The organism is Pseudomonas karstica, from assembly GCF_009707515.1.
Taxonomy (GTDB): Bacteria; Pseudomonadota; Gammaproteobacteria; order Pseudomonadales; family Pseudomonadaceae; genus Aquipseudomonas; species Aquipseudomonas karstica.
Genome location: NZ_WLYI01000026.1, coordinates 1 through 19,342, shown reverse-complemented (window position 1 = coordinate 19,342; position 19,342 = coordinate 1). Strand labels below are relative to the sequence as shown.

General features: G+C 57.6%; 19 protein-coding genes. 4 read left to right on the top strand and 15 right to left on the bottom strand.

Annotation, left to right across the window (positions count from 1 at the left end):
- Nucleotides 1–40: 40 nt before the first annotated feature.
- Nucleotides 41–1,486 carry an aldehyde dehydrogenase family protein gene (locus GIR22_RS18430; RefSeq protein WP_178122346.1) on the bottom strand — a complete coding sequence of 482 codons (1,446 nt, stop codon included), beginning with the start codon at nucleotides 1,484–1,486 and terminating at the stop codon, nucleotides 41–43.
- A 54-nt stretch (nucleotides 1,487–1,540) separates the two neighbouring features.
- Entirely contained in the window at nucleotides 1,541–2,452 is a 912-nt protein-coding gene (gene kdgD / locus GIR22_RS18425; RefSeq protein WP_154744698.1) for a 5-dehydro-4-deoxyglucarate dehydratase, read from the bottom strand.
- A gap of 236 nt (nucleotides 2,453–2,688) precedes the next feature.
- Between kdgD and GIR22_RS18420 the strand changes: the two genes are divergently transcribed.
- Nucleotides 2,689–3,843, top strand: a complete 1,155-nt coding sequence (locus GIR22_RS18420; protein WP_154744697.1) for a phospholipase — start codon at nucleotides 2,689–2,691, stop codon at nucleotides 3,841–3,843.
- A 76-nt stretch (nucleotides 3,844–3,919) separates the two neighbouring features.
- On the opposite strand, the gene GIR22_RS18415 is transcribed toward GIR22_RS18420, so the two are convergent.
- From GIR22_RS18415 to rplM, 8 genes are all read right to left on the bottom strand, one after another.
- On the bottom strand, nucleotides 3,920–4,669 hold the full coding sequence (locus GIR22_RS18415) for a FadR/GntR family transcriptional regulator (protein WP_154744769.1): 750 nt from the start codon (nucleotides 4,667–4,669) through the stop codon (nucleotides 3,920–3,922).
- A 167-nt stretch (nucleotides 4,670–4,836) separates the two neighbouring features.
- Entirely contained in the window at nucleotides 4,837–5,253 is a 417-nt protein-coding gene (locus tag GIR22_RS18410; RefSeq protein WP_154744696.1) for a ClpXP protease specificity-enhancing factor, read from the bottom strand.
- A 12-nt stretch (nucleotides 5,254–5,265) separates the two neighbouring features.
- Nucleotides 5,266–5,883, bottom strand: coding sequence for a glutathione S-transferase N-terminal domain-containing protein (locus GIR22_RS18405; protein ID WP_084376331.1), 618 nt, complete (start codon nucleotides 5,881–5,883; stop codon nucleotides 5,266–5,268).
- 150 nt (nucleotides 5,884–6,033) lie between these two features.
- Nucleotides 6,034–6,813: a cytochrome c1 gene (locus GIR22_RS18400; protein WP_154744695.1), complete on the bottom strand. Its 780-nt coding sequence runs from the start codon at nucleotides 6,811–6,813 to the stop codon at nucleotides 6,034–6,036.
- Complete coding sequence (locus GIR22_RS18395; protein WP_154744694.1) at nucleotides 6,813–8,024, bottom strand: cytochrome b; 1,212 nt, start codon at nucleotides 8,022–8,024, stop codon at nucleotides 6,813–6,815. The genes GIR22_RS18400 and GIR22_RS18395 overlap by 1 nt, the downstream gene beginning before the upstream one ends.
- On the bottom strand, nucleotides 8,024–8,617 hold the full coding sequence (gene petA, locus GIR22_RS18390; RefSeq protein ID WP_154744693.1) for a ubiquinol-cytochrome c reductase iron-sulfur subunit: 594 nt from the start codon (nucleotides 8,615–8,617) through the stop codon (nucleotides 8,024–8,026). The genes GIR22_RS18395 and petA overlap by 1 nt, the downstream gene beginning before the upstream one ends.
- 267 nt (nucleotides 8,618–8,884) lie before the next feature.
- Nucleotides 8,885–9,277 carry a 30S ribosomal protein S9 gene (rpsI, locus tag GIR22_RS18385; RefSeq protein WP_003216038.1) on the bottom strand — a complete coding sequence of 131 codons (393 nt, stop codon included), beginning with the start codon at nucleotides 9,275–9,277 and terminating at the stop codon, nucleotides 8,885–8,887.
- A 14-nt stretch (nucleotides 9,278–9,291) separates the two neighbouring features.
- Entirely contained in the window at nucleotides 9,292–9,720 is a 429-nt protein-coding gene (gene rplM, locus GIR22_RS18380; RefSeq protein WP_154744692.1) for a 50S ribosomal protein L13, read from the bottom strand.
- Between the two features lie 248 nt (nucleotides 9,721–9,968).
- On the opposite strand from rplM, the gene GIR22_RS18375 reads away from it, so the two are divergent.
- Nucleotides 9,969–11,009, top strand: coding sequence for an NADP(H)-dependent aldo-keto reductase (locus GIR22_RS18375; protein ID WP_154744691.1), 1,041 nt, complete (start codon nucleotides 9,969–9,971; stop codon nucleotides 11,007–11,009).
- 52 nt (nucleotides 11,010–11,061) lie between these two features.
- Here the strand turns inward: GIR22_RS18375 and GIR22_RS18370 are convergent, their stop codons facing one another.
- Nucleotides 11,062–12,198, bottom strand: coding sequence for an acyl-CoA dehydrogenase family protein (locus tag GIR22_RS18370; RefSeq protein ID WP_154744690.1), 1,137 nt, complete (start codon nucleotides 12,196–12,198; stop codon nucleotides 11,062–11,064).
- A 220-nt stretch (nucleotides 12,199–12,418) separates the two neighbouring features.
- On the opposite strand from GIR22_RS18370, the gene GIR22_RS18365 reads away from it, so the two are divergent.
- Nucleotides 12,419–13,339 carry a GlxA family transcriptional regulator gene (locus tag GIR22_RS18365; RefSeq protein ID WP_178122349.1) on the top strand — a complete coding sequence of 307 codons (921 nt, stop codon included), beginning with the start codon at nucleotides 12,419–12,421 and terminating at the stop codon, nucleotides 13,337–13,339.
- A gap of 46 nt (nucleotides 13,340–13,385) precedes the next feature.
- On the opposite strand, the gene zapE is transcribed toward GIR22_RS18365, so the two are convergent.
- From zapE to GIR22_RS18350, 3 genes are all read right to left on the bottom strand, one after another.
- A complete protein-coding gene (gene zapE, locus GIR22_RS18360; RefSeq protein ID WP_154744688.1) occupies nucleotides 13,386–14,480 on the bottom strand; it encodes a cell division protein ZapE in 1,095 nt (364 codons plus the stop codon).
- Between the two features lie 78 nt (nucleotides 14,481–14,558).
- The gene (locus tag GIR22_RS18355; RefSeq protein ID WP_154744687.1) at nucleotides 14,559–15,914 is read right to left on the bottom strand and encodes a tryptophan--tRNA ligase; all 1,356 of its coding nucleotides are present in this window, start codon (nucleotides 15,912–15,914) and stop codon (nucleotides 14,559–14,561) included.
- A 24-nt stretch (nucleotides 15,915–15,938) separates the two neighbouring features.
- Entirely contained in the window at nucleotides 15,939–16,568 is a 630-nt protein-coding gene (locus GIR22_RS18350; protein ID WP_154744768.1) for an alpha/beta hydrolase, read from the bottom strand.
- Nucleotides 16,569–16,716: 148 nt separating this feature from the next.
- Between GIR22_RS18350 and GIR22_RS18345 the strand changes: the two genes are divergently transcribed.
- Nucleotides 16,717–17,154 (top strand): ZapG family protein, encoded by a 438-nt coding sequence (locus tag GIR22_RS18345; RefSeq protein WP_178122345.1) that lies wholly within the window; start codon nucleotides 16,717–16,719, stop codon nucleotides 17,152–17,154.
- Nucleotides 17,155–17,282: 128 nt separating this feature from the next.
- On the opposite strand, the gene GIR22_RS18340 is transcribed toward GIR22_RS18345, so the two are convergent.
- A complete protein-coding gene (locus tag GIR22_RS18340; RefSeq protein WP_154744686.1) occupies nucleotides 17,283–19,007 on the bottom strand; it encodes an ABC transporter ATP-binding protein/permease in 1,725 nt (574 codons plus the stop codon).
- Between the last annotated feature and the right edge of the window lie 335 nt (nucleotides 19,008–19,342).

Here is a 19,342-nt window from a genome sequence, read left to right as displayed (position 1 = left end):
CACAAGGCAGGCCCCATACAAGCCTGGCCTGGTGTTGCGTTTACGAACCGATGTAGCTGGTTTTCACCACTGTGTAGAACTCTTGCGCATAGCGACCCTGCTCACGCGAGCCATAGGATGAGCCCTTCCGGCCACCGAACGGAACGTGGTAATCCACACCAGCCGTCGGCAGGTTGACCATCACCATCCCGGCCTGGGAATGGCGCTTGAAATGGTTGGCGTATTTCAGCGAAGTGGTGGCAATACCTGCCGACAGACCGAACTCGGTGTCGTTGGCCATCGCCAGCGCCGCCTCGTAATCCGCCACACGCACTACGTTCGCCACCGGGCCGAAGATTTCTTCACGGCTGATGCGCATGCTGGCTTCGCTGTCGGCAAACAGCGTCGGCGCCAGAAAGTAGCCTTCGGTGTCGCAAGTCACCAGGCCACCACCGCTCACCAGCCGTGCACCTTCGCTTTGGCCGATATCGATGTACTTCAAGTCCTGATCCAACTGCGCCTGGGAAACCACTGGCCCAATGTCGGTGCCAGCTTTCAGGGCATGGCCGACCTTGATCGATTTCATTCGCTCAGCCAGGGCCGCGACGAACTGGTCGTGAATCCCGGCCGTGACGATAAAGCGGCTGGAAGCGGTACAACGCTGGCCAGTGGAGTAGAAAGCACTCTGGGCGGACAACTCGACGGCCTGTTTGAGGTCGGCATCGTCGAGAATGACCTGCGGGTTTTTGCCGCCCATTTCCAATTGCACCTTGGCCTGGCGCGACACGCAACTGACCGCAATCTGCCGACCAACGCCTACGGAACCGGTGAAGCTGATGCCGTCGACTTTCGGGCTGTTGACCATGACGTCACCGACCACCCGGCCGCTGCCCATCACCAGGTTGAACACACCGGCGGGGAAGCCTGCGCGGGAGATAATTTCCGCCAGGGCCCACGCGCAACCCGGCACCAATTCCGCCGGTTTGAGCACCACGCAGTTGCCATAGGCCAGGGCCGGAGCGATTTTCCAGGCGGGGATGGCAATCGGGAAGTTCCACGGAGTGATCAGGCCGACCACGCCCAGGGCTTCGCGAGTCACTTCAACATTGACCCCCGGGCGCACCGATGGCAGGTAGTCGCCAGACAAACGCAGGCATTCGCCAGCGAAGAACTTGAAGATGTTACCGGCGCGGGTGACTTCGCCGATGGCTTCGGGCAGGGTCTTGCCCTCTTCACGGGCCAGCAGAGTGCCCAACTCTTCACGACGGGCGAGGATTTCGCTGCCGACTTTATCGAGGGCATCGTGACGGGCCTGGATACCGGAGGTCGACCAGGCCGGGAATGCAGCGCGGGCGGCATCAATAGCCGTCTGGACCTGAGCGACGTCGGCCTTGGCGTAATCGCCAATCACATCGGACAACTCCGATGGGTTGATATTGACCGAGTAATCGGTTCCGGCGACCCACTGGCCGTCGATGTAATTGTCAAAACGCTTGGCTTGGGACACAAATCTTCTCCTGACGCAAAAGGCCGCTGATCTCTCAGCGGCCTTGATAATGGGTTATTGCGCGCCTTGCTTATCGATCAGCGCGGCCAGGGCTTCGTATTCTTCCGGCAACAGATCAGTCAACGGCGTACGCACAGGGCCGGCATCGTATCCGACAATTTTCGCCCCGGCCTTGACGATACTCACCGCGTAACCGGCCTTGCGGTTACGGATATCCAGGTACGGCAAGAAGAAGTCGTCGATGATCTTGCCAACGGTGGCGTGATCTTCACGGGCAATGGCGTGGTAAAAATCCATCGAGGTTTTCGGGATGAAGTTGAACACCGCCGAGGAGTACACCGGAACGCCCAAAGCCTTGTAGGCAGCGGCATAAACCTCTGCCGTCGGCAAACCGCCCAGATAGCTGAAACGATCCCCCAGACGACGGCGGATCGACACCATCAACTCAATGTCACCCAAGCCGTCCTTGTAGCCGATCAGGTTCGGGCAGCGTTCGGCCAGGCGTTCCAGCAGTGGAGCGGTCAAGCGGCAAACGTTGCGGTTATAGACCACCACGCCGATTTTTACCGATTTGCAGACAGCTTCAACATGGGCGGCAACGCCGTCCTGGCTGGCTTCGGTCAAGTAATGCGGCAGCAACAGTAGGCCTTTGGCGCCCAGACGCTCGGCTTCCTGAGCGTACTCGATGGCCTGGCGGGTCGAACCGCCAACACCGGCAAGGATGGGCACGCTGTTGGCGCAGGTGTCGACTGCCGTTTTCACCACTTGGGAGTATTCACTGGCTGCCAGGGAGAAAAACTCACCGGTACCGCCTGCGGCGAACAAGGCAGTGGCACCGTATGGGGCCAGCCACTCCAGACGCTTGATGTAACCTGCCTGGTTGAAATCGCCTTGAGCATTAAAATCGGTCACGGGGAAAGACAGCAGACCGGAGGAGAGGATGGACTTCAGTTCTTGTGGATTCATTATTCGAACACCCTGGGGCAAAGACTATCGGTGAAAGGTTGAGATGATCATTGTCGTACGTCATCGTACAACTATAAAAATATTCGTCAACATCAATTCACCTACCTGTCGGGCAGATTGGGTTTTGGCAGTGCCTATAACGGCCTCTTGACGTAGGAATTTATTCCTCTATGATCAAAAAACTGTATATACATACAGCTAAAAAGGAAAATTCCACGACATAGCAAGGAGCTTACATGTCAGAACTTAAATCGGTAACACGCTCGAAAACCCCCTCTTTACGTTTCGAAGGTGGCGAACACACCGCTATCGGCGACGACATCCTATTGCGCTTCATCAACGATGCGCCGGCGATCTCCGCTCGACAGGTAAAGCTGCATTTACCCAACGGCCTGGCCCTGACCTACGGTCAGATTATCTCCCTGGGTGGTGACTTCTATGGCATCCCCGGCCAACCCATCAGCGATGCTGCCTCGGCAACCGATCGCGTGCAGCGATTCATCGCGGCGTTCAATTCGTTGGCGGTACTGCCAGCTTCACGAGAGGAAGCCGGCAAGATACTTGCGGTCATGCAAAAGGAGGTCAATGCAGTCAACCAGGCAATCAAGGACGGCAAACAACCCCATGAAGCCTACGACACCCTAGGTGATACATTGTCTGAGGAATGGAACCGCATCACCGGCGGCGGCAGTGCCGTGTCGGGGCTGGTCCCGCTGGGGCGATACCTGAAATTGGCCGCCGACAACGCTGACCATTTCGGTGAGTGGGCATTGTCGGCTTATCTGGCAGGGCATACCGCAGCGCTGCAACACGCCCTCGTGGCGCGCCAAAGCGGCAGCGAACAACAACTGGAATTGGCCTACGCCATGAACAGCTTCGCTGATCACTTTTTGACTGACTTGTTTTCAGCCGGCCACCTGCGTGTGCCGCGCAAACAGTTGGCGGCCGTGGTGACACCGGGAGAGCTAGGCTCGCTGATCAGCCGCTTCATGCACGACGAAGACAGCAAGTTCGGGCTCAACGTGCGCAACGCCTTGGGCGATCAATGGCATGCCTACGGTGATAAACGCTATTTCGATACCAACGACAGCGCTAACCGGGTCCAGGTCAAGCGTGCGGTACAGGCTTCAGCAGACGAGATCTTCGAGACGTTCATCAGCGGTATCGCGCCCTCCCCGGCCAACTTCAGGGCCCCGCTCTACGTACCGGACCTGAATGCCGCGCAAAACCCGGGCAATAACTTTTCACCGTTATTCAAGGCCGAGGGTGACAAGGTGCTACGCCGCCAAGACGTCAGTAACCTCAACGACAAGCAGTGGACCAACGACTGGTGGGGCTGGAGTACGTATTGGTTGCTCAAGGACTACAAGCCGAATACGCCAGCCAGTTAAGCGAGCGCGACACTTAAACAAAGATCAAATGTGGGAGCTCTCGAGCTCCCACACAGGGCCTGCCGCGCTTACACATTTAACCCCGCTGCGCCTGCGCCTCTTCATGCGCCTGACGCAGCCGTTCACGGCTATTGGTCAGGTGCAGCCTCATCGCCGCGCGCGCTGCATCCGAATCCTGACGGGCAATGGCGTCGTAGATTTCCTCATGCTCACGGCCCAGGCGGTTCATGTAGTGCTGTTGGTCATCATGGGCCAGGCTCGCTGAGTTCAATCGGGTACGCGGGATAATGCTGGTACCCAGATGGGTCATGATGTCGGTGAAATAGCGGTTGCCGGTGGAAAGGGCAATCTGCAGGTGAAACTGGAAGTCCGATGCCACCGCATCACCGGCGTGGGCCGCACTTTCGTTCAGGGCATCGAGGGCAGAGCGCATACCTGCCAACTGCTCGTCACTGCGACGCTGGGCTGCCAGGCCGGCGGACTCCACCTCCAGGCTGATACGCAACTCCAGGATGGCCAGCACATCACGCAAAGTCACGACTGTGGCCGGATCGATGCGAAAACCGCTGGGGCTTGGCGTATCCAGCACGAAGGTGCCGATGCCATGGCGGGTTTCCACCTGCCCTGCCGCCTGCAATCGTGAGATGGCTTCGCGTACGACGGTACGGCTGACACCGTGGGCATCCATGATTGCCGACTCGGTAGGCAACTTGTCGCCACGCTTGAGTTGGCCGTCACGGATTTGCTCCGACAACACCGTGACCAATTCCTGGGCAAGGCTGCGACGCTTGCGGGGCTGACGGAGGGCGTTGCTGGCGTTTTCCATGTCGATCATCTGTCTCGCGTTGAACTAAGGAAGCATCATAGCCCAAGGTGGTTGTACGATCACTGTTTGCTGCAATTTTCGTCCACGGCCTACAGGTTTTCCCCGCGCAAAAAAATGCCTCGGCAAAGCCAAGGCATTTTTCACAACCACCCGAAGACAGTTATCTGTTACTTCACCACTTTCAGACTAGGCCGACCGCTAGGACGCGGCGGCTCGGAATCTGGTGGCGGCACATCATCGCCTTCGAGCTCAATCCCGTCGCCATCCTCAAGAGACGACTCCAGATCAAACACCATACCCTGGCCGTTCTCCCGGGCATAGATCCCCAGGATGGCGCCGATGGGCACGTGCAGCGTATGCGGCACACCGCCGAAACGCCCTTCGAAACTGACCGCTTCATTATCCATATGCAGGTGTCTCACAGCACTGGGTGAAACGTTCAGAACGATCTGACCGTCACTGGCAAAACCTTGTGGTACCTGCACCGCAGGAAACTCGGAATTGACCAGCATGTGCGGGGTGCAATCGTTGTCCACAATCCACTCATAGAGCGCGCGGACCAAGTAAGGTCGACTGGAGTTCATTAGCGGCTCCTTTTAGCGCATATCACGTTCGACGCCAGACAAACTCGCCTGGAAAGCCTCACGCGCAAACTGGCGCTCCATATAATCAAGCAGCGGCTTGGCAGGCCGCGGCAGTTCAATGCCCAGAATCGGCAAGCGCCAGAGTATGGGTAGTAGGCAGCAATCCACCAGACTTTGTTCCTCGCTGAGGAAAAAAGGTTTGTCGGCGAATAACGGCGAAACACCGGTCAGGCTTTCGCGCAGTTCCTTTCGAGCCTGAACGCGGGCAGCTTCTTTGCTACGCGAATCCAGAATCACGTCAACCAGGCCACACCAGTCACGCTGAATCCGGTGGATCAGCAGACGGCTGTTGGCACGCGCCACCGGATACACCGGTAGCAAAGGCGGATGTGGGTAACGCTCATCCAGATATTCCATCACCACGGTTGACTCCCACAACGCCAGGTCACGATCGACCAGGGTGGGCAAGCTGCCGTAAGGGTTCACTTCGATCAGTTTCGGCGGCTGACGGCCCGCCTCCACACTGATGATCTCGGCGCTGACACCCTTCTCTGCGAGTACGATGCGTACTCGGTGGGAATAGTGGTCGGCGGGGTCGGAGTAACAGGCCAACCGGTTGGTCACGCCCATGGCGGTCCTCCTCGCTTGTTGAAATTATCGAAACGCTCAAAAACGAGCGCGCCCAGTGAGCATCTCCGTAACGCCTGGATCAACCAGACCGTTACCTGTTCAGAGATGCCGCTGGGCGCGCAAGATTAACAGCAATTGCTTACGGTTGGATCAATGCACATCCTTCCAGTATTCGCGCTTGAGCAAGTAAGCGAACACGAAGAAGAAAGCCAGGTACAGCAATACATAGGTACCAATGCGCTGATGCTGCAGTTTCACCGGGTTGGCCGAATAGGCCAGGAAGGTCACCAGGTTCTTGACCTTCTCGTCGAACTGCTCTTCGTTCAGCGTACCGGTTTTCGGCACTATGGTCAGTTGATCGCACGCTTCATGAGTCAGCGGCGTACCGGTCAACGGGTCATATTGCTTCTTGCCGTTCTCAACAACCTGAACCTGCTTGCATCCTACCACTTGGCGACCCTGCAAGCCGACCAGAACATTAGGCATGCCGACATTCGGAAATACCTTGTTGTTCACGCCCCAAGGACGCGCCGGGTCTTCGTAGAAGGATTTCAGGTAACCGTAGAGCCAATCGGTGCCGCGCACGCGGGCCACCAGGGTCAAGTCGGGCGGCGCTGCCCCGAACCAGGCCTTGGCATCCACGGGCTGCATGCCAATGTTCATGTGGTCGCCGATCTTCGCGTCGGTGAACACCAGGTTGCTGAGCATCACCTCATGGGGAATGCCCAAGTCATCGGCAACCCGCTCATAACGCTGGAACTTGGCGCTATGGCAGCCCATGCAGTAGTTGGCGAAGGTACGTGCGCCGTCTTGCATGGCGGCCTTGTCAGAAACGTCGATATCGACTTTTTCCAGTTCCAGCCCATGTTCGGCCGCAAAGGACAGTACCGGCAGAGCCGCAAGAATCAATGCAACGAATAATTTTTTCATCAGCCAGTCACCCTTTCCGGAACCGGTTTGGTCTTCTCGAGCCTGGTATAGAACGGCATCAGAATGAAGTAGGCGAAGTACAGGAAGGTGCAGACCTGCGACAGCAGCGTGCGCCCAGGGGTCGGCGCCAATACGCCCAGTACGCCCAGAATCACGAACGAAATACAAAACACCCACAGCCAGATCTTGCTCATCCAGCCCTTGTAACGCATGGACTTGACCGGACTACGGTCGAGCCACGGCAGGACGAACAGCACAGCAATGGCTGCACCCATGGCGATAACGCCCATGAGTTTGTCGGGGATTGCCCGCAAAATGGCGTAGAACGGAGTGAAGTACCAGACCGGGGCAATGTGTTCCGGCGTCTTGAAGGCGTTCGCCTGCTCAAAGTTCGGCTTCTCAAGGAAATAACCGCCCATCTCCGGGAAAAAGAACACGATCGAGCAGAAGATGAAGAGGAACACCACCACGCCGACGATATCTTTCACGGTGTAGTACGGGTGGAAGGCAATGCCGTCCAACGGTACGCCGTTCTCGTCCTTGTGTTTTTTGATGTCTACACCGTCCGGGTTGTTTGACCCGACTTCATGCAGCGCCAGGACGTGCAATACCACCAGGCCGAGAATAACGATCGGCAAGGCCACCACATGCAAGGCGAAGAAGCGGTTCAGGGTGATACCGGAAATCAGGTAGTCACCACGGATCCACTGGGTCAGGTCGTTGCCGATGACCGGGATGGCACCAAACAGCGAGATAATCACCTGGGCCCCCCAGTAAGACATCTGCCCCCACGGCAGCAGGTAGCCCATGAAGGCCTCTGCCATCAGCGCCAGGTAGATCAGCATGCCGAACACCCACACCAGCTCACGGGGCTTCTGGTACGAACCGTAGAGCAAGCCACGGAACATGTGCAGATAGACCACGATGAAGAACATCGAAGCGCCAACGGCATGAAGCAGACGCAAGATAGCGCCATGATTGACATCGCGCATGATGCCTTCGACAGACGCAAAAGCCTCTTCCGCCGACGGGGTGTAGCTCATGGTCAGCCAGACACCGGTAACGATCTGGTTGACCAGTACCAGCAGGGCCAGGGAGCCAAAGAAGTAGAAGAAGTTGAAGTTCTTTGGCGCGTAATACTTGCTGAGATGGTCTTCCCACATTTTAGTGGCAGGGAAGCGTGCATCAACCCAATCCATGATCTTGCTCATCACGCGCTCTCCTTATCGACACCAATGACAATAACGTCGTCAGATTCGTAGTTATGCGGTGGGACCGGCAGGTTCAATGGCGCAGGCTGAGACTTGTAGACGCGACCCGCCAGATCGTAGTGGGAACCATGGCAGGGGCAGAAATAACCACCGACCCAGTCCTTGCCCAGATCAACAGGTGCCACCTCCGGACGAAAGGTAGGCGAGCAACCCAGGTGGGTACAGAGACCGACCAGCAGAAGAATCTCTGGCTTGATCGAGCGCACTTCGTTTTGGGCGTAGGCGGGCTGGTCGGAATTCTCAGATTTGGGGTCAGACAACTGGCCTTCAATCTTCTTCAGATTCCCCAGGATTTCCTCGGTACGACGAACGATGAATACTGGCTGGCCGCGCCACTCAGCAATCATCTGCTGACCTGGCTCGATCTTGCTGACATTCACCTTCACCGGTGCACCTGCGGCTTTCGCCTTGGCACTGGGAAACCATGACCCCACGAACGGGACCGCAGCCCCCACCGCTCCTGCAGCACCCACCACGGATGTGGCTGCTACCAAGAAGCGACGCCGGCCTGCATTCACGCCGTCATTGCTCATTCAGTCCTCTCCCATCAGCTTTGTGGCCTGTTAAATCAGGCGTCTACTAAGTGTTAAATCTGAACTTATAAAAATTTTGCCGAATGGTAATGAAAAGCCCCACCTCTGACAAGGTAATTACCCCCAGCCCAAGCTCTAAGCCTTGCAGTATAGGGGGTCTACAGATGTGGCAAGTTGTCTCAGCAAAAAATTACCTATAAACAGCAGGCAATAAAAAACGCCCAGCTCCGTGAGGAGGCTGGGCGTTTTCTGAAACGTAAAAGCGAATTAACGCTTCGAGTACTGCGGACGCTTACGCGCTTTACGCAGACCAACTTTCTTACGTTCAACTTCACGAGCATCGCGAGTAACGAAGCCAGCTTTGCGCAGAGCGCCACGCAGGGTTTCGTCGTACTGCATCAGAGCGCGAGTGATGCCGTGGCGGATTGCGCCAGCTTGACCACTTACACCGCCACCGATAACGGTGACGTAGATGTCGAACTTTTCAACAGTCTCGGTCAATTCCAGCGGCTGACGAACTACCATACGGGCAGTTTCGCGACCGAAGAAATTTTCCAGAGTGCGGTTGTTGATCGAGATGTTACCAGTGCCCGGACGCAGGAAAACGCGTGCGGTTGCGGTTTTGCGACGGCCAGTGCCGTAATTTTGAGTCGCCGACATAATGAACTATTCCGTTAAAACTTCAGTTCTTGGGGCTGCTGAGCAGCATGAGGGTGAGCAGCGCCCGCATAGACTTTCAGCTTGCGATACATGTCGCGACCCAGTGGGCCCTTCGGCAGCATACCTTTAACCGCGATTTCGATCGGGGCTTCAGGCTTCTTGGCAATCAGGCCTTCAAAGTTGGAAGACTTGATACCGCCTGGGAAACCGGAGTGACGGTAGTACATTTTGTCTTGGGCTTTGTTGCCGGTTACACGAACCTGCTCAGCGTTGATGATGACAATGTAGTCACCGGTATCAACGTGAGGAGTGTACTCAGGCTTGTGCTTGCCGCGCAGACGGCTGGCGACTTCAGTGGCCAGACGACCCAGGGTCTGACCAGCGGCGTCGACGACAAACCAGTCGCGCTGAACTGTTTCCGGTTTTGCAGTAAAAGTTGTCATTCTTTAATAGCCTCAGGGGCCGCCCTGTAAATTAGACGGCGGATCTTACTGAATAGTGCGTACTTTGACAAGTCAAAGGCAGCCGGATACAGACGCTATCGGGGGCTCGGGTCAGCGCGTCCGTTCAACGGCAAGATTCTTCGGCAGGCGGCGCATCACTTCCACTGCAGAAAGAGGTGGGCAATTATGCAGATTGCGAAAAAAAATTCAACCTGCTTTTATGATTGTTTTCCCCGAAGGAGCACCCGATGGATTATCGACAACTGGGCCGGACCGATCTGAATGTGAGTTCGATCTGTCTCGGGACCATGACCTGGGGCGAGCAGAACAGCGAGGCAGAGGCCTTCGCACAGATTGAACGGGCCAAGGCTGCGGGGATCAACTTCCTCGATACGGCAGAAATGTACCCAGTGCCACCCAAGGCAGATACCTACGCCACCACCGAGCGCTATATCGGCAATTACTTCAAAAGCCGCGGCGACCGTGCCGACTGGATCCTCGCCAGCAAGATCGCCGGCCCCGGCAACACCATCGACTACATCCGCGACGGCCAGCTCAAACACAACCGCAAGCACATCGTCGACGCCCTGGACGCCAGCCTCAAGCGCCTGCAGACCGACTGGATCGACCTCTACCAGTTGCACTGGCCGGAGCGCAGCACCAACTTCTTCGGGCAGCTTGGCTACAAGCACAAGGCCGAAGAAGACCTGACGCCACTGGAGGAAACCCTCGAAGCCCTGGACGAGCAAGTCAGGGCAGGCAAGATCCGCCACATTGGCCTGTCCAATGAAACCCCATGGGCCACCATGAAGTTCCTGGCCCTGGCCCAAGCGCGTGGCTGGACTCGCGCCGTGTCGATCCAGAACCCCTATAACCTGCTCAACCGCAGTTTTGAAGTGGGCCTGGCGGAAATCGCAATCCGTGAACAATGCGGCCTGCTGGCTTACTCACCGTTGGCATTCGGCATGCTGAGCGGCAAATACGAAGGGGGTGCCCGCCCGCCAAAAGGTCGGCTGAGCCTCTATAGCCGCTTCAGTCGCTATTTCAATGCACAGTCGGAAGCGGCGTGCAGCCGTTACGTCGGCCTCGCCCGTGAACACGGCCTGGATCCCGCGCAGATGGCACTGGCGTTTGTGACGCAACAGCCGTTTGTGACCAGCAACATCATTGGGGCCACGACGCTGGAGCAACTGGACAGCAACATCGCCAGCGCCGACCTGAAACTGTCGGATGAAGTGCTGGCAGGGATTGAGGCCATTCAGAAGGATCATCCGAATCCTGCGCCTTGATTGACCAGCAACGAGGGTTCCCATGCTCTGCATGGGAACCCTCGTTGCTGCCCTACAGCGCCCGCGCAATAATCTCCTTCATGATTTCATTGGTCCCCGCATAAATTCGCTGCACCCGCGCATCGGCCCAGGCCCGGGCAATCGGGTATTCCCACATGTAGCCGTAGCCACCATGCAGCTGCACGCACTCATCAAGTACCTTGCATTGCAAGTCAGTGGCCCAATACTTGGCCATGGCCGCCGTGGGCACGTCCAGCTTGCCTTCCAGGTGTTGCTCCAGGCATTTGTCGACAAACACCCGGCCAATCTGCACTTCAGTGGCCATTTCCGCCAGCTTGAACCGAGTGTTCTGGAAGTCGGCAATTGCCTTGCCAAACGCCTTGCGCTCGCGGGTGTACTCCAGGGTCCATTGCAAAGCCGCTTCCGCTGAGGACAAGGCACCGATCGCCACCGTCAATCGCTCCTGGGGCAACTCCTGCATCAGGTAGGCAAAGCCCATCCCCGCCTGCCCCAACACGTTCTCCTTGGGCACCCGCACATCCTGAAAGAACAGCTCTGAGGTGTCCTGGGCCTTCATGCCCACCTTCTCCAGACGCTTGCCCTTATCGAAGCCCGGCGTGTTCGCCTCCACCAGAAACAGGCTGGTGCCCTTGGCGCCAGCCTTGGGATCGGTCTTGGCCACAACGATGACCAGGTCTGCCAGGAAACCATTAGTAATAAATGTCTTGGAGCCATTGATCACATACTCATCGCCGTCCAGCACGGCGGTGGTCTTGACCCCTTGCAGGTCGGAACCGGCGCCGGGCTCGGTCATGGCGATAGCGGTCACCATCTCCCCGCTGATCAATTTTGGCAGGTACTTGTGCTTCAGCGCTTCACTGCCGTAGTGCAGGATGTACGGCGCCACAATGTCCGAATGCAGGGAAAACCCAATCCCGGTCAAACCCAGCCGGCTGATTTCCTCGATCACCACGGCGCTATAGAGAAAGTCCACGCCCAAGCCGCCATACGCTTGCGGCAAATGAGAACAGAGCATCCCCACCTCCCCCGCCTTGTTCCACAGGTTGCGATCAATATGCCCCTGTTTTTCCCACTGTGCATGGAACGGCGCTGCGTCTTTTTCGAGAAAGGTACGCACGCTCTGCCGAAAGAGTTCGTGCTCAGAGCTGAACAAGGTTCTGGGAATCATGGGTCACCTGTGAGGACTGTCAGACAAGAACAAGATCACAGAGCCTAAGCTGCGCGCACGTCACAGGACACTGGACACATGCGACAAAAAATAAGACGATCCAGCCGTCTGGTGACCACTTTCCCCTATAAGAATAATTGAAATTATGTCCAACCAAATCTCCACGCCCTTGCGGCGCGTCAGCATTTTGGCCATTGATCGGGTGTTTGCTTCAACCCTCATGCAAGCCAAGGATTTTTTCCACCTCGCTAGCCTGCGCTACGGCAAACAACAAGGACTGGGCCTTACACCGGCCTTTGAAACACGCCTGGTCAGCCCCGACGGGCAGCCCGTCTGCAGCTTCAGCGATGTGATCATGCCGGTGGATGGCGGGCTGGAAAACGCCGACATCATCGTCCTGCCGGCTTTCTGGGACGACTTCGAGGCCCTGTGCATCCGCTATCCACAAGTCCTGCCTTGGCTACGGGAGCAGCATGCCCGTGGCGCCGTACTCTGCGGCGAAGCCACCGGGGTGTTCTGGCTCGCTGAAGCGGGCCTGCTCGATGGCAAGGAGGCGACCACCTACTGGCGCTTTTTCAACGCCTTCAGCGAACGCTTCCCCAAGGTGCAACTCAATCAGGACAAGCATCTGACCGACGCCGACAACCTGTACTGCGCCGGCGGCACTACCTCGGCGTGCGATCTCTACATTTATTTGATCGAACGCTTCTGCGGCGCCAACATCGCCCAGGCCGTGGCCCGTGACATTCTTTATGAGGTGCAGCGCAACTACGCGCCCGGGCGCATCGGCTTCGGCGGCCAAAAACTGCATCAGGACGTGATCATCCTGCAAATCCAGCACTGGCTCGAAGAGCACTTCGCCGACAAATTCCGCTTCGAAGACGTCGCCCGGGAACACGGCATGAGCATCCGCAACTTCATGCGCCGCTTCCAGACCGCCACCGGCGACAAGCCACTGCATTACCTGCAACGCCTGCGCATCGAGACGGCCAAGGGCCTGCTTTCCGGCAGCCGCAAGAGCATCAAGACCATCAGTTACGAGGTGGGTTACGACGATGCGAGTTTCTTTGCGCGCCTGTTCAGGCAGCACACGGAATTGTCGCCGAACCAGTATCGCCAGCAATTCCAGCAGGCGGCATAAATAGGGCCTGATCGTTCCCACGCAGGGCGTGGGAACGATCGTACGACTAGGGTTTGTGCGCCCGCGACAGGAACTCGTGGGATTGCATTTCCAGCAGACGACTCAAGGTCCGCTGGAACTCGAAGTTCAAGCGACCACCGGTGTAGAGGTCCTTGAGTTCGACTTCGGCCGAGATGATCAACTTGACATTACGGTCGTAAAACTCATCGACCATATTGATAAAGCGCCGGGCGATGTCGTCAGTAGTGACGCTCATTTGCTCGACACCGCTCAAGATCACAGCGTGGAAGATCTTGCCCAATTCGATGTAGTCGTTCTGGCTACGAGGGCCGTCGCACAGTTCGCGGAAGTCGAACCAAGCCACATCGTCACAAGTACGCAAGGCACGGATTTCGCGGTTTTCGATGATCAGCACATCGTTTTCCACAGCCTGGGTGCATTCCGGCGTCAGGGCGCGGAAGCTTTTACGCAGACTGTCCTGAGCGGCCTCGTCGAGCGGAAAGTGGAACAGTTCTGCTTGCTCGAGGTGGCGCAGGCGGTAGTCGACGCCGCTGTCGACGTTGACGATGTCGGTGTTCTGCTTGATCAGCGCAATGGCCGGCAGGAAACGCGCCCGTTGCAGACCATCCTTGTATAGCCCGTCCGGCACGATGTTCGAGGTAGCGACCAGGGTCACGCCGTTCTTGAACAATTCTTCCATCAGCGTGCCGAGGATCATGGCGTCGGTGATGTCGGAAACGAAAAACTCATCGAAACAGATCACCCGCGCCTCTTCGGAGAAGCGCTTGGCGATGATGGTCAGCGGGTTTTTCTCGCCCGGCAAAGTCTTCATCTCTTCGTGCACACGCTTCATGAAGCGGTGGAAGTGAGTGCGGACCTTTTCCTTGAACGGCAACGCTTCGAAGAAGGTGTCCACCAGGTAAGTCTTGCCTCGGCCCACGCCACCCCAAAAATACAGGCCCTTGACCGGCGCATGGTCTTTCTTGCCAAACAGCTTGCTGAACATCCCAGGCTTGTTCTGCGAAGCCTGGACCAGGTCGTCATACAGGCGCTGCAAATGACGCACCGCCGTTTCCTGGGAAGCATCATGGAAGAATTCTGGGCGTTTCAGATCAGCTTGATATCGTTCTAGGGGCGTCATAATTCGTTAGCAAGGCAACAAAAACGGGCCGTCACTGTAACGACGGCCCCGGAGAATGGCAATCAACCCTTGGTCGGGTTAATCCTCGAGTGGGGTCAACGCGACGCGCAAGGCTTCGATGGCGGTATCCCGTGCGGCGCTGTCAGCGAATGCCGGGCTGTCGGCCACGACCGCACCTTGCAGCCAGACACTGAAGCCCAGCGCTTCGCTGCGCACATCCAGCGCTTCGCCCGACTGCAGTTGCTTGGTCACGGCCCCCGCTGCTTTGCCATCGGCAAAATTGCGTGACAGCAACAGTTGCTCGCCGTCGGCCGCCAGCAGGCGGAAACGGAAGCTGCCATCGTCTTCGCGGAAGCTGACAAAGCGTGCGGCTTTCGCCGCCTTTTTCTTGGTGCTGGCAGCGACGGCAGCCTGATTGACGAACGAACGCAGGCCTACCGCCTCGCGCAACTCGGCGAGGAATGGGGCAGCCACCGCGCGAGCTTTCCTGGCACCGATCTGCAGCAGGTCTTCCATGTCCGAAGGGCGGGACATCAACTGGTGGTAACGCTCGCGGGCTTCGCCCAGTTGATCGTCCAGCAATTGGAACAGACGGCTCTTCGCCTCGCCCCAACCCAGGCCTTGCAACAGTTCGCCGCGCAATTGTTCTTCCTGGGTCTTGGTGGCAAACGCCTGGTACAGGGTAAACAGGTGCGAGTTATCCGGGTCCTTGGCTTCGCCCGGAGCGCGGGAGTCGGTGACGATCCGCGAGATGGCGTCTTTCATGTCCTTGGCGCTGGTGAACAACGGGATGGTGTTGTCGTAGCTCTTGGACATCTTGCGGCCATCAAGGCCCGGCAAGGTGGCAACGCTTTCTTCAATCAGCGCTTGCGGCATGGTGAAGAACTCCTTGCCATTGCCGAACAAGTGGTTGAAGCGCTGGCCGATGTCACGAGCCATTTCCACGTGCTGGATCTGGTCACGGCCCACCGGCACCTTGTGGGCGTTGAACATCAGGATGTCCGCTGCCATCAGCACCGGGTAGCTGTACAGGCCCATGGTGATCCCGGCATCCGGGTCTTCGCCGTTTTCCAGGTTCTTGTCCACCGAAGCCTTGTAGGCGTGGGCACGGTTGAGCAGGCCCTTGGCCGCGACGCAGGTCAGCAGCCAGGTCAACTCGGGGATTTCAGGGATATCCGACTGACGGTAAAAGGTCACCCGATTCACATCCAGTCCACCGGCCAGCCAGGTCGCGGCGATTTCCATACGCGAGCGCTGGATGCGCAGCGGGTCATCGCATTTGATCAGGGCGTGGTAGTCGGCCAGGAAATAGAAGGAGTCGGCGTTGGTGTCCTGGCTGGCAAGGATCGCCGGGCGGATGGCGCCTGCGTAGTTGCCCAGGTGAGGCGTGCCGGTGGTGGTGATGCCGGTAAGGATGCGGGTACGAGTCGTCATGGGTAATCGCTTATCAGACTGCTATCAATTCGAAAGGCGCGGCAGCACAAGATCCTTGAGATCGGTGAGCTTGCCATGAAAAAAGTGGCCGCATTCTGCCACTTTCAGAAGCGTATGGGGGCGATTCAAAGCCGCCGACCAGTCGTAGACAATCTGTGGGTCGACCACTTCGTCGGTTTCCGGCTGGATCAGCGTCAGTGGGCAGTTCTGCGGCAGCACGTCCTGATCCCGCAGGCGCATGACCGCAGCAGCAACCATGAACAGGTGCGCCAGTTTTTCACCCTTGGCTTCCAGGCGCCCGCCGAGACTTGCTGCAACAAATCCACCGAAGGAAAACCCCAGCAAGGTGATGGGCAGCTTGGGGTGCTTTTCACGCAGCCAGGTGACAGCTGCTTCGGCGTCATCCACTTCGCCGCTGCTCATATCGTGAACTCCGGCGCTGGCACCCACACCGCGATAATTGAAACGCAAGGTGACCAGACCAGCGTCGCGGGCGGTGCGCTGCAGAGTCGAGACCACTTTATTGAGCATGGTTCCGCCCTGCACCGGATTAGGGTGACAGATCAGCGCCAGGCCACGTGGCTCGGGGTGATCCAGGTACAGGGCTTCCAGTTGGCCTACCGGGCCATCGATCAAAACGGGGGTTTCACGCATCAGCAAGGAAGGAACTCCGTGACCTCTCATGGGGTCGACTCGTCTAGCTACAAAGTCTGTGCATTGCATCATTGCGAGCTTAATCGCGGTATACAGCGCAGGTCCGAGCCGTTAACGTAAAGCAAAGCCGTTTATAGAGGAAGGACTCGTGGAACACTCGCTCTTAGTTTGGTTACTGCCGACTCTTGCCCTGGTTGCCGGTGTCGCCATTGGATTCCTGGTTGCTCGCCTGCTGCCGAATGCCGCGCCTAACCGCACGCAACGTCAGCTGGATGACATTCAGGAACGTTTTGACAGTTATCAGAACGAGGTTGTTACCCACTTCAACAGCACCGCGACCCTGGTGAAAAAGCTCACTCAGAGCTATCAGGAAGTACAGGATCATCTCGCCGAGGGTGCCAACCGCCTGGCCCTGGACGACATCACCCGCCAGCGTCTCCTGGCCGCGCTGCATTCCGATGCGGTACAAGCGCCACGGGAACGCCTGACCCCGCCACGCGAGGATCAGGAACCGCCTCGGGACTACGCGCCAAAAACGCCGAACGCCCCCGGCATGCTGGATAAGCATTACGGATTGAAGAAGTAATATCACTTCAAGCGAGATTAAAAAGCCCGACTGATCAATGATCAGTCGGGCTTTTTGTTGGGTGCCTGATCGGTCATTCACCGCTCAGGCTTATGGGAGCCGGCAGCCCGGCTTGCCCGCTTCCAATTTCAGGATACCGGTTGTTCTTGCAACTGACCGTTCTCGATTCGCACATGCCGCTCATGGAAGCGCTTGAGGCTACTACGATGGCCGACGCTGACGATGCTCAGGCCAGGCAATTCATCGATCAGCGCTTGATACAGCATCGCTTCATCCTCTTCATCCATGGCCGAGGTGGCTTCATCCATGTACAGCCATTGCGGTGCGAACAACAATGCACGAGCAAAGGCCAGGCGTTGCTGTTCTCCCGGCGAAAGCATGCGTTGCCAATGGTTGGCTTCATCCAGTCGGCTGACCAACTGCGGCAAGCGGCAGGTCTCCAGCACCTGCGCGTAACGTTGCGCCGGATAAACGCTATCGTCCTGTGGATAACTCAACACAGTTTTCAGCGTACCAATCGGCAAATAAGGCTTCTGCGGCAGGAACAGGTAACGCGCCGCCGGCAGGCGGATACTGCCGTGCCCCGCCGGCCACAGATGGCCCATCGCACGCAGCAAGGTACTTTTGCCACTGCCGGAACGGCCGCTGAGCATCAAGCGTTGTCCCGGATCCACGATCATGTTGCCATCGATCAGCAAGTGGCGGCCATCGGCCAGGCTCATGCCCAAACCCTGCACCACCAGGCGCTCGCCCTGCGCGCGCACATCGATGGCCGCTGGGCGCTGTTCATTTTCGCTCATGGCCTGATGGAAGCTCAGCAGACGATCACTGGTAGCACGCCAGCCGGCCAGGTCCGAATACGCGTTAATAAACCAGCTGAAGTTCTCTTGCACGTTGCCGAACGCAGAGTTGATCTGCATCAACTCACCCAGCTCGATCTTGCCAGTGAAGTAACGCGGCGCGGCGACAATAAACGGGAAGATAATCGCGATCTGGCTGTAACCGGCGGTGAAGAACGTCAGGCGCTTGGACACCTTCATGATGTCCCAGAAGTTATGCCAGACCTTGCCGAACCGCGCGCTCAAACGCTGATTTTCGTTCGGCTCGCCGTTGTACAGGGCAATGCTTTCAGCGTTCTCGCGTACCCGCACCATGGAGAAACGCAAGTCGGCTTCAAAGCGTTGCTGTTGATTGCTCAAGCCGATCAAGCGACGGCCAATCAAATGAGTCAGCCAACTGCCCACGCCCGCGTAGACCAGTGCACACCAGAACATGTAGCCGGGGATGGTAATACCGAACACTTCGATGCTGCCCGACACGCCCCACAGGATGATCGAGAACGATACCAGGCTGACCACGTTGCGCAGCAACCCAAGCCCTAGGCCCAAGGTACTGGAGGTGAAGTTGTTGAGGTCTTCGGAAATCCGCTGGTCCGGGTTATCGGTGTAGCCGCCCTGCTCCAACTGGTAGTAGTTTTTGTCGGCGAGCCAGCGCGCGAAGTGCTTTTCGGTGAGCCAGGCCCGCCAACGGATGGTCAGCATCTGGGTCAGGTATAGACGGTATACCGCACCGAGAATGGCCACGGCGGCGATCCCGCCGAAATAGCCGATCAGTTGCCAGAAGGCAGCAGTGTCCTTCCTCTCCAGGGCGTTGTAGAAGTCCTTGTACCAGTGGTTGATCCACACGGAAATGGCCACGCTGAACAGCGACAGGCCGATCACCGCCGCCAACAACAACCAAGCCTTGCCCTTCTCTTCGCTGCGCCAATAGGGCGTGATCATCGCCCAGGTTCGGCGAAAAAATTGCCCACGCACCGCGTCGTTGACCGCAGAGTACTCAGCGTTCTGATTCATCGTTCAGGCTCGTAGGAAAAAATGACAGGCGTTTGAATCGATCATAAACGATCGGTTCAAGGCTCCGTGCGCCCTGACGCAAATTGTTCAGGCACCGTTCAGCCCCTGACCAGACGTGTTGCAGGTACAGCCATCCTACATAACAACTGGAACTCTTCCCACGCATGCGACCACACAAACGGACGATCCAAAACTCCGTCCATACGCTATGCGTCCTGAGGTCCTGCCATGCAAATCAGCCCCTCCTCTTCTGTTCCTCAGTATGACCCGACAGGGTTAAATCCCCCACCGGCCCCAGGCCTGCGCCATAAACGCGCCATCGATTCCAGCCCACC

Coding starts and splice junctions, on each gene's coding strand:
- GIR22_RS18410 (WP_154744696.1), bottom strand. CDS start 5,253: ATGAACTCCAGTCGACCTTACTTGGTCCGCGCGCTCTATGAGTGGATT.
- GIR22_RS18375 (WP_154744691.1), top strand. CDS start 9,969: ATGGATTATCGACAACTGGGCCGGACCGATCTGAATGTGAGTTCGATC.
- rplM (WP_154744692.1), bottom strand. CDS start 9,720: ATGACAACTTTTACTGCAAAACCGGAAACAGTTCAGCGCGACTGGTTT.
- GIR22_RS18415 (WP_154744769.1), bottom strand. CDS start 4,669: ATGGAAAACGCCAGCAACGCCCTCCGTCAGCCCCGCAAGCGTCGCAGC.
- rpsI (WP_003216038.1), bottom strand. CDS start 9,277: ATGTCGGCGACTCAAAATTACGGCACTGGCCGTCGCAAAACCGCAACC.
- GIR22_RS18340 (WP_154744686.1), bottom strand. CDS start 19,007: ATGAATCAGAACGCTGAGTACTCTGCGGTCAACGACGCGGTGCGTGGG.
- GIR22_RS18355 (WP_154744687.1), bottom strand. CDS start 15,914: ATGACGACTCGTACCCGCATCCTTACCGGCATCACCACCACCGGCACG.
- GIR22_RS18370 (WP_154744690.1), bottom strand. CDS start 12,198: ATGATTCCCAGAACCTTGTTCAGCTCTGAGCACGAACTCTTTCGGCAG.
- GIR22_RS18365 (WP_178122349.1), top strand. CDS start 12,419: ATGCAAGCCAAGGATTTTTTCCACCTCGCTAGCCTGCGCTACGGCAAA.
- GIR22_RS18400 (WP_154744695.1), bottom strand. CDS start 6,813: ATGAAAAAATTATTCGTTGCATTGATTCTTGCGGCTCTGCCGGTACTG.
- GIR22_RS18420 (WP_154744697.1), top strand. CDS start 2,689: ATGTCAGAACTTAAATCGGTAACACGCTCGAAAACCCCCTCTTTACGT.
- GIR22_RS18350 (WP_154744768.1), bottom strand. CDS start 16,568: ATGCGTGAAACCCCCGTTTTGATCGATGGCCCGGTAGGCCAACTGGAA.
- kdgD (WP_154744698.1), bottom strand. CDS start 2,452: ATGAATCCACAAGAACTGAAGTCCATCCTCTCCTCCGGTCTGCTGTCT.
- GIR22_RS18405 (WP_084376331.1), bottom strand. CDS start 5,883: ATGGGCGTGACCAACCGGTTGGCCTGTTACTCCGACCCCGCCGACCAC.
- petA (WP_154744693.1), bottom strand. CDS start 8,617: ATGAGCAATGACGGCGTGAATGCAGGCCGGCGTCGCTTCTTGGTAGCA.
- GIR22_RS18395 (WP_154744694.1), bottom strand. CDS start 8,024: ATGAGCAAGATCATGGATTGGGTTGATGCACGCTTCCCTGCCACTAAA.
- zapE (WP_154744688.1), bottom strand. CDS start 14,480: ATGACGCCCCTAGAACGATATCAAGCTGATCTGAAACGCCCAGAATTC.